8 protein-coding genes are annotated in these 9994 nt (G+C 58.2%); all 8 read left to right on the top strand.

Annotation, left to right across the window (positions count from 1 at the left end; translation table 11 throughout):
• Positions 1–75: 75 nt before the first annotated feature.
• Positions 76–336 (top strand): phage tail assembly protein T, encoded by a 261-nt coding sequence (locus ACP7A4_RS22660; RefSeq protein ID WP_426248446.1) that lies wholly within the window; start codon positions 76–78, stop codon positions 334–336.
• An 82-nt stretch (positions 337–418) separates the two neighbouring features.
• Positions 419–829 carry a hypothetical protein gene (locus ACP7A4_RS22655; RefSeq protein ID WP_426248445.1) on the top strand — a complete coding sequence of 137 codons (411 nt, stop codon included), beginning with the start codon at positions 419–421 and terminating at the stop codon, positions 827–829.
• An 86-nt stretch (positions 830–915) separates the two neighbouring features.
• Positions 916–4317 (top strand): phage tail tape measure protein, encoded by a 3402-nt coding sequence (locus ACP7A4_RS22650; protein WP_426248444.1) that lies wholly within the window; start codon positions 916–918, stop codon positions 4315–4317.
• A complete protein-coding gene (locus ACP7A4_RS22645; protein WP_426248443.1) occupies positions 4314–4658 on the top strand; it encodes a phage tail protein in 345 nt (114 codons plus the stop codon). Before ACP7A4_RS22650 ends, ACP7A4_RS22645 begins: the two co-directional genes overlap by 4 nt.
• Before the next feature lie 54 nt (positions 4659–4712).
• Positions 4713–5414, top strand: coding sequence for a phage minor tail protein L (locus ACP7A4_RS22640; protein ID WP_048366398.1), 702 nt, complete (start codon positions 4713–4715; stop codon positions 5412–5414).
• 2 nt (positions 5415–5416) lie between these two features.
• The gene (locus ACP7A4_RS22635; protein WP_426248441.1) at positions 5417–6199 is read left to right on the top strand and encodes a C40 family peptidase; all 783 of its coding nucleotides are present in this window, start codon (positions 5417–5419) and stop codon (positions 6197–6199) included.
• Positions 6196–6783 (top strand): tail assembly protein, encoded by a 588-nt coding sequence (locus ACP7A4_RS22630; protein WP_426248440.1) that lies wholly within the window; start codon positions 6196–6198, stop codon positions 6781–6783. Before ACP7A4_RS22635 ends, ACP7A4_RS22630 begins: the two co-directional genes overlap by 4 nt.
• Positions 6784–6839: 56 nt before the next feature.
• The coding region (locus ACP7A4_RS22625; protein ID WP_426248439.1) for a host specificity protein J at positions 6840–9994 on the top strand (3155 nt) is incomplete at its 3' end.

Genomic DNA, 9994 nt, shown 5'->3' with positions numbered 1-9994 from the left:
AGTAAATGAAGCCAACGGCACCGGGAAGGAACAGGCAAAAAACTAAGCGCCTCCGACGAGTTCTGGCATGAACTGGTGCTGAACAATATCGGAGGCAACTCTGTTGCTGAAGCCAAGGAGCGGCTTACCCATCATGAAGTTCTGGGCTGGATTGCCTACCGCGAGAAATACGGGACGCTTGACCGAAACCGGCGGCTTGAGCGGCATTTCGCCATGCTCACACACCTCACCAGTCGCGTGGCGGGCGGGAAGGCTGAACTCAAGGATTATATGATTTACAGCCAGCAGGCGGTTGCTGTGATTAGCCTGGAGCAGGCAGTAGAGGCTTGGACTTGAACTTGCGGGTGGTCAATACGCAGTTTTGAAGCTTCGGCGCCGGGGTGTTAGATTGCGGGCCATTTCAGGGAGGGAATACCCCGTGCAGATAGCCATTTTGCTTGTTCTTGTTGTAATCGCCGTGATTCTTGCGCCGTGGCTCTTGGGTGTGGCTGCTATAGCCGTTGCTGCATATGGACTGTGGGTTGCCGTGGGAGTGGTGATTGCTGCTGTCGTTTTCGTGTTGGTCATAGGTGTCATGATGTTTTCGAGCCGCTCTCAGCCGTCTTCAGGCAGGACTGAACAGATGATTGCCGAGGTGAATCAAAAGCACCGTGAAAAAGAAGCTGCTGAACAGGCTGCTGCACGGGAAGCGATAGCGCTTGAACAAGCCAAAGCGGAGACAATCAAGAAGATTCGCGTGATGGAATGTCCGCACTGTTCGGCCTCTATCACCAAGCACAGCCTTTACTGTGCGCGGTGCGGCAAAAATACTAAGGCTCTTACGCCATGAATTAACAATTCCCGGACTTCACTGAAACCGGGCATGTTTACCCGAAACCGGCTGAGGCCGGTTTTCTGTTATCTGGAGGAAGGTTAATGGCCTCGCGCTCACTGGGAACCCTGACGCTTGATCTCATTGCGCGTATCGGGGGATTTGAGCAAGGCATGGATCGCGCCGCGCGAACTGCAACTAATCGTATGGGCCAAATCGAGAGATCAACTCAAAGCGCGAGCAGTCAGATTGTCAGTTCACTAAAGTCGATAGGCGTTGCAGCAGTTGGCTATTTAGGTACGCGAGAGTTGGTTGCGTATGCGGAAACTTGGACTTCAGTGCAAAACCGTTTGAAACAAGTGACGGTCAGCCAGAAAGAGCTGATTGCGGTCTCTCAAGACGTTTTCAATGTGGCTCAAAGGTCACAGGCTGCACTTGAACCCACCGCTGAGCTTTATCAGCGAATTGCTTCGACCACCGGCGCACTTGGTGTTAGTCAGGCTGAAGTCGTGCGAGTCACTGAGTCCATCAGCAAGGCCATGTCTGCGAGTGGTGTATCAGCCGAAGCTGCTTCGGGTGCTTTGATTCAGTTGGGGCAAGCCTTCGCTTCGGGTGTATTGCGCGGGCAAGAATTGAATTCTGTGCTTGAACAAGCGCCAGGTCTCGCTCGCTCGATTGCAGATGGTATGGGAGTGGCGGTTGGCGATCTGAGAAAACTGGGAGAAGCGGGAGCAATAACGTCTGAAAAGTTGTTTAGGGCTATTTTAAGCCAAACACAATCTATTGATGACCAGTTTGCCCGGGCGCAAACAACCATCAAAGGTGCGTTCACGGTTCTTGAAAACAGTGCTACGCGCGCCATCGGCACCTTGGATGACACCCTTGGCGTTTCTCGGGCATTTGTAAGCTCTGTACTGGATTTATCTGCGGCTCTTGATTCTGGAAAGTTGCAAAGTTTTACCCGGATTCTTGAAGCAGGATTACTTGTAGTTTTGGGCCGGACGGCGGGCGCTTTGATCGCCAATGCCTACGCAATGGGCGTCAATATCAAAGCAACGGCAGAACTCACACTTGCTAACTCTATCGCTACAGCGGGAGAGGTCCGCAGGTTGGAGGCAGTTAAAGCGGCCGCCATTGCGGATTTAACCCGGGCCAGAAATTCTGTGGCCGGTGCAGAGGCGACAGTTGCAGCATCGCGGCAAGTTCAAGTAGCTGATCTTGCACGGCTGCAAACAGTTCGTCAGTCTCTGGTGGCTGAACTCGATCTGGAGCAACAGCGTCTTCGGGCGCAGATTTCTGATATTGGCCGGCAACAGTCAGTGGCGCGCATGGCCGAGTTGCGTTTGGCTGAAACAGCAATTATCCGCCAGCTCACGGCAGCAGAGGCTCAACTCACTGCAACAACGATCGCGGGATCGGCCGCTGTTACCGCATCTTTAGCTCAGCGGACTGCTGCCACAGAGGCGCTTGCTGTCGTAAATGGCCAGTTGGCGGCCTCTCAGTTGGCCGCAACTGCATCTATGGCCACATGGGCTGCAAGCAGCACAGCATTGGGAGCAGCTTTTGCTATGGCCGCCAAGGCAGGTCGCGCTCTGTTATCGCTGGCTGCTGGCTGGCCGGGACTGATTATCACGGTCGGTCTAATCGCTTATTCCTTTTTGGATTTCGGTGACAAAGCTGAAGAAGGTACGACCAAGGCTGCCAACGCCTTTGATGACGCGTCGACAAGGATTCGCAAAGCGGTCAAAGGTATGTTGCCTGAAGACATGGGCAAACGCTCCTTCGAGCAATTGAGCGGCACGCTTGAGGGTCTTCAATCAGAGCTGGTGAAGGCTCAGGAGACTTATGACCGCTTGCAATCAGGTGCAGACTCCGGCGGCGACGTACCTTTTGCGGTACCGCTTGATCAGGCTGGTGAGCGAGTAGAGGCGCTAAAAGGCGCGATTCAAAAGACCCAGGCTGAACTCAATGGGGTGCGTTTTGCTAGCGACAAGGCAGGTCAGAGCTATCTCGACAGCCTGAAGAAACAAGCTGTTGTGGCGGGTAAGTTGACCGAAGTAGAAAAATTACGTGCTCAGCTTTCTGCAGGTATTCTCAAACTTGATCCTGCGTCCGAAAAGCAGGCGCTTAAGCATGCGGCTGCAATCGACAAGGTCAATGCAAGCCTCAAAACACAAAAGGCAGACACCAAGTCAGTTTCTGAGCTACAGAAGAAATTCGATACAACCGAAGAGGATTACAAACGACAAATTGACCTGATCAACACCACCACCGACAAGCAGAAAAACGCCACCGAAGTGGCCAAGCTGGCTTTCGAAATCACCAGTGGCAAGTTGGTCGGCATCAACGCCAAACAGCAGCAGCGCCTTGAAGGTTTGGCGTCTGAGCTGGATGCGCTCAATAAGATAAAACAGGCCAGCGAAGATGCGGCCAAGCTGTCGGCGTTTGATTCCACGATCAAGCTCGACATCCAGACCCAATCTGACGGCTTCGATCTGGAACTGGAAGGTGCGGGGCGCGGTGACAAATATCAAGCGCGATTGAAAGAGACGCTGGCCATCCAGCAGGACTTCAACAAGCAAATGCGCGATCTGCAGGAACAGCAGAACAGCGGCAAGATCAGTCAGAGCTTGTACGACAGCGAAACCGGGCTGCTCAACGAGGCCTTGGCCACACGTCTAGTCATGCAGCAGGACTACTACAACAAGATCGATGAGGCTCAGTCCAACTGGATGGACGGCGTTACCTCGGCGTGGGAAGACTATGTCGATGCAGCGCAGAATTACTCGGCGATGGCGGCGGATGCCACCTCATCCATTCTGGATAACGCAAAGGGGGGCTTGAGTAACTTTCTGTCCGATGTCATGAGCGGCGCTAAGTCAGCTGACGATGCCCTGGGTGATCTGGTCGCCAACTTCGCTAAATCCACTTTGCAGGCACTGACGGACATGGCCGCGCAATGGCTGGTGTATCAGGCGGTTCAATTGGTGGTAGGCAAAACCACGCAGGCCAGCGCCGGTCTCGGAATGGTGGCCAACGCACAGGCCACCGCCTTTCAGGCCAGTCTGGCTGCATTTGCCAGTACTGCCGCTATTCCGGTGGTAGGTCCAGCCATGGCGCCTGCCGCAGCGCTCGCCGCTGCCACAGCCACCGCGCCAATGGTTGCCGGTGTCGCCAGCGCCGCACTGACCGGTATGGCTCACAACGGTATGGACAACATCCCACGCGAAGGTACGTGGTTGCTGGATGGCGGTGAGCGGGTACTGAATCCGAATCAAAACCGGGACTTCACCGAGTTCCTGAACAATGAGCGCGCCGGACATGGTGGGGCAGGCGCAAACCCTATTGTCATAAATGCCCCGGTCTCGGTTCAGGCCCAAGCAGGTGTCAGCGATCAGGATGCACAGCGGCAGGGCGAAATGATGGGTCAGGCACTGACCAGTGAAATCCGCCGTGTGCTTCAGGATGAAATGCAGCAAGGCGGGCTGTTTTGGAGAAGACCATGACGGAGACTTTCAACTTCGATCTACGCCTCGGCGCCACGGGCGACATCGACCAGCGCACCTGGGAAAACGATTTTGGCGACGGCTATACCCAAGCAGGAGGTACGGGCATCAACACCCGATCCGACAGTTGGGACGTGAGCAAAACTGGCTACTTAACGGAAGGCTCTGAATTGCGCGCGGTTAGAGACTTTCTTGACCGGCATGAGGGTTACAAGTCTTTTACCTGGACTCCGCCTGGCGGTCTGCCCGGGCAATACCGTGCCAAAGGCTACAAGCTCAATGCCATGGGGGCCGGGCTGTTCAGTCTCAGCGCTACCTTCAAGCAGACCTACAAACCCTGATGTCTTACTTTACCCAATCCCGCCCCGTGCGGGATTTTTCGTTTCTGGGGTTCCATGAATTACACCGCCGACATTCAAAAGCTTGAACCGGGTAATCAGATCCGGCTGTTTGAGCTGGACGCAACACGCTTGGGCGGCAACCTGTGGCGCTTTCACGGGCATGCGCAGGAGGCCGACATCATCTGGCAGGGCCAGCTTTACTCGCCGATCCAGATCACGGCCAAAGGTTTTGATCTGCGTGGCGATGGGCGTCCGGCATCGCCCACGTTGCAGGTGGCCAACGAACTAAATGGTGTGCGCGGCGCAATATCGGCCATCTGCCTGCAACTCAAGGACTTGGCCGGTGCCCGAGTGCGGGTGATCGAAACCTTTCGCCACTTTCTGGACGCGGCCAACTTTCCCGACGGCAACCCGCACGCCAGTGACCAGGCCAAGATCAACCTGTGGCACATCGAGCAAAAGACCGATGAAAGCCGTGACCAGGTGACCTTCAGCCTGTCGAGTCCGATCGACATGGAAGGGCAGATGCTGCCCTCACAGCAGATCACCAAACTGTGCCGCTGGGCCTGTCGCGGGCAGTACCGCGGTGAAGCGTGCGGCTACACCGGCGCTGGCATGTTCAGCAAAAAAGACGAACCCACCGACAACCCTGCGCTTGATCGCTGTAGCGGCCGGTGGGGCAGTTGCAAACTTCGTGGCAACACCCGGCGCTTCGGCGGCTCGATGGGTGCCAGCCTGATCGCCAGTTCGAGGTAGTCATGCGCATCAGTAAACACTTGCAGGGCGACATCTGCGCTCACGCCGAGCGTGAGTATCCTGCCGAGGCCTGCGGGCTGTTGATCAAAACCGCTGCGGGGCGTGAGTACCTGCCTTACCCGAATCAGGCTCGCACCCCACGGGAGCATTTTCAAATCGACCCACATGACCTGGTCGCCGCTGAAGATCGCGGTGAGCTGCTGGCCATCATCCACAGCCACCCTGACAAGGCGCCCACGCCGAGCATGGCCGACCGGGTCAGTTGCGAGCTGCACGCCTTGCCGTGGGGCATCGTGGGCTGGCCGGGCGGTGAGATGGAATGGTTTAAACCCTCGGGCTTTGAGGCGCCCCTGCTGGGCCGCGACTTCTCCCACGGCCTGCTGGACTGCTGGGGCGCATGCCGCGATTGGTATGCCCGCGAAGCCGGGTTGCAACTGCCTAACTTCGAACGCCACGACCTGTGGTGGGAGGACGAACACGGCCCAAGCCACTACGAAGACAACTTCATGGCCGTGGGCTTTGAGCGTGTCGACAGCCCACAGCGCGGTGACCTCTTGGTGCTGCAAGTGCCGACGCTGGGCCGTCCTTGCTTTCACCCCAACCATGCGGCGATCTACCTGGGGGATGAACCGGCTTTCACCAGCGAACCCGCACCCACGCTCGGCGGTGCTGGCCCATTCATTTACCACCACATGCCCGGTCGCCTGGCCAGCCGTGAAGTGTTCGGCTGGTCACAGGCCAATCGCGTGCGCCTGATTCTGCGACACAAGGATTACCGACCATGACCATGCGCACCATCCGCCTCTATGGCGTACTTCGTCGCGAGTTCGGCAAGGAATACCGACTGGATGTGCACCATGTGCGCGACGCCATCAGCGCCCTGTGCAACCTCAAGCCTGGCTTTGAAAAGTTTCTGCGCAACGCCGAGCAACGCGGCCTGGTGTTTGCGGTGTTCACCGGCCGCAAAAATATCGGCGCAGCCGAGCTGGACCTGCGTGGCGTCGATGACAGCACCATTCGCATTGCGCCGATCATTCAGGGCAGCAAACAGTCAGGCATCTTTCAGGTGATCCTCGGCGCGGTACTGATCGTGGCCGGGTTTGTCTCGGGCGGCACCACGGTGCCCATGGGCATGGCATTGATCGCAGGCGGGGTCGCTGTGGGGCTGGGCGGAGTGGTGCAAATGCTCTCGCCCACGCCGAAAACAGGCATGAACAATGGCAACGAAGACGGCAACAACCCGAGCTACGGGTTCGGCAGCGCGGTCACCACTATTGCCCAGGGCAACCCGTGGCCGCTGCTTTACGGCGAGCGGGAAATCGGCGGTGCCGTCGAATCCGGCGGCGTCCGCACCCAAGACCAACTTTAAGCCGCCACGTACACCCAAACCCGCCTCGGCGGGTTTTGTCATTTAGGGAGTCTTCAATGACCGCAGTTGCACGCAAGCGCATGCCTGTCATGGGCAGCAAGGGCGGCGAGGCCAAGGCCAAAAAACCCAATAACGCCGCCAATGGCGTGCCGTCACTGGCCACGGTGCGCATGGTCTACCTGTGGAGTTGGGGCCCCATCGTCGGGCCGGTGAATGGCCCGAAGTCGATCAAGCTGGACGGCACGCCTTTAGTGTCCGAAGACGGGACTGACAACTTCCCCGGCGTGAAATGGCAGTTCCGCAACGGCGAATTGAATCAGGAGCGTCTTGAAGGACTGACCGAGTCCAACAACGAAATCAGCGTCAACCGCGAACTGCTGAGCACCGCCCCTTACCTGCACAGCATCAGCAACACCGTGGTGGACGCGGTGCGCGTGCGTTTTGGATGGCCACAACTGCAAAGCCAGGATGCCAGCGGCAACATCAACACGGTGCGCATCGATTACAGCGTTGAGGTCTCCACCGACGGCGGCCCTTACGCCACGCTCTTGAGCGCGTTCGTTGATCGCAAAAACGTCACCAAATACGAGCGTTCGCACCGCATCGAACTGCCAGCTGGTAACCGCTGGACCGTGCGCGTGCGCCGCCTGACACCCGAGGCCAACAGCTCGACGGTGCAAGACGGCATGCTGCTGGAAGCCATCACCCAGATCGTCGACAGCGATCAGGAATACCCGCTCACCGCCGTCAGCAGCATCGAGTACGACGCGCAGCAGTTCGGCGGCAGCATCGCGAAAATCGCCGTGCTGATGCGTGGTCGTATCGTGCGGGTACCGGCGAACTACGACCCGCACACCCGCACCTACGCCACGGGCGGTACCGGAACCAGCAACGGGGTGTGGGACGGCACGTTCAAAGAGGCCTACACCAACAACCCGGCGTGGGTGTTTTACGACCTGGTGCTCAACCCTTATTACGGCTTGGGCGAGCGCATCGATGCCACCATGATTGATCGCTGGGCGCTGTACCGCATCAGCCAGTATTGCGACCAAATGGTGCCAGACGGTCGCGGCGGTACCGAACCGCGCTTTACCTGCAACCTGTACCTGCAAAAACAGGCCGAGGCTTACGCCGTGCTTCAAGACCTGGCCTCGATCTTCCATGGGTTAGCTTTTTGGGATGGCAACCAGATCACCGTCAATGCCGATATGCCCATGGACCCGGTGTTTAACTACAACCCGTCGATGATCCTCAACGACGGCGCCATCAACTACAGCGGCACCCGTTGGCGCGACCGACACAACCTTTCAATCGTGTCGTGGGACAACCCGGACATAGGGTTTGCGACAGAGAAGGAACCGGTGTTCGATGAAGACGCCATGGCCGAGACCGGCACCGTGCGAGAAATGTCGCTGGAGGCCTTCGGTTGTACCTCACAGGGCCAGGCGCAGCGCGCGGGCAGTTGGGCTTTGCTCACCGAGCAGCAACAAATGCGCGGCGCCACGTTTCGCGTCGGCCTTGATGGCCAGCTCCCCAAGCCGGGACAAGTCATCTCGCTGGCCGACCCGATGTTGGCCGGTCGCGCCAACGGTGGACGTATCAGTGCTGTCGCGGGCCGGGTCATCACCCTGGACCGCGACATCGAAGTCCCTCCAGGCGCGCGCCTGCACTGTAACTTGCCCAGCGGCAAAGCCCAGGGCAGGGTGATCAAGTCAGTTAAAGGACGACAGATCACCGTGATGGCCGATTACAGCGAGCAGCCCGAGCCAGAACTCGCCTGGGCGCTCGATTACGATGACCTCAAACTGATGCAATTCTACGTGCGCAACGTCACGCGCCCGGAATGGCACCAGTTCCAGCTGGAAGTGATCCAGCACGAACCGAGCAAATTTGACGCGATCGATTACGGCACCGTGCTCGATGATCGCCCCATCAGCGGACTGCCGGCCGGCACCCAAGATGCGCCTGCGCGGGTGCTGCTCAGTCAGCATGTGGTAATCGAACAAGGCTTGGCTACTACCATCATGACCATCGCCTGGGACTCTGCTCCGGGCGCCGTGGCCTATGACGTCGAATGGCGCTGGGGTGCACGGGAATGGGTCAAGATCCCGCGTACCGGCGAACTTGCCGTGGACGTGCGCGGAATCTACGCCGGTCAGTACATGGCCCGCGTCAGGGCCGTGAACGCGATGCAGGTGGCCTCATTACCGACCAGCTCGATGATGACGGACTTGGAAGGCAAGGCGGGTAAACCACCGGCCATCACGCACCTGACCACTGAAAGCCTGGTCTACGGCATTCGCTTGAACTGGGGCTTTCCACCGGGTGCAGAAGACACCCAGCGCACCGAGATTTGGCAGAACACGGCCAATGATCGGGAGTCTGCGACCAAACTTGGCGATTACGCTTACCCGCAAGCGCGGCATGAGCTGCAAAACATTGTGCCCGGTACCAGCCTGTTTTTCTGGGCGCGGCTGGTGGACCGCACCGGCAATGTCGGGCCGTGGTTCCCGGAAAAGTTCGGGATTAATGGCCAGCCAAGTTCGGACCAAACGGAATACGAGAAGTATTTTGCGGGGCAAATCGGCACCGGCGCGCTTTACCCCGAGTTGAGGAAGGACATTGAACTCATCACCGGTGATGGCCCGGGTTCGGTCAAGGAGCTGGCAGGGCAGGTCAAGGAATTGGGTGACAAGGTCGAAGGCCTGGTCGACACCTTTATCTACGACCCAAAGCAGACCTACAAGGTCGGCGAAAACGCTCGCGAAGGACGGCACATTTATCAAGCGCTTCAAGACGTGCCGCTCGCTACACCGCCGCCCAACCCGGTCTATTGGAAGGACATCGGCGAGATCCTCGAAACCGCCAATGGCCTGGCCTTTCAGGTCAACCAGAACACCACCCACATCGATGATCTCGACGGCAAGGTCACGGCGTCATCGTCATCGCTGGAAGCCTTGCGGGCAGCCGCGCGCGCCGACACAGGCGAGGGCGAGTTGGCCGACGCCCTCAAGAGCTGGCAATCCACGGCTGAGCTGGCCGTTGAAAAGCGTGTGCGGGCCACTGACGACGAGGCCATTTCCGAGCGCGTTACTACGTTCGGAGCACAGGTCGGCCAGAACAAGGCCGGGTTGTCGAGCCTTGAAAAGGTGGTGGCCACCAACGATTTAGTCGCCGCCAAGCGCATCACGGAACTGAAAGGCGAACTGGT

Source organism: Pseudomonas sp. TWR3-1-1 (assembly GCF_049896545.1).
Lineage (GTDB): Bacteria > Pseudomonadota > Gammaproteobacteria > Pseudomonadales > Pseudomonadaceae > Aquipseudomonas > Aquipseudomonas weihenstephanensis.
This window is presented reverse-complemented; position numbering and strand designations above follow the sequence as displayed.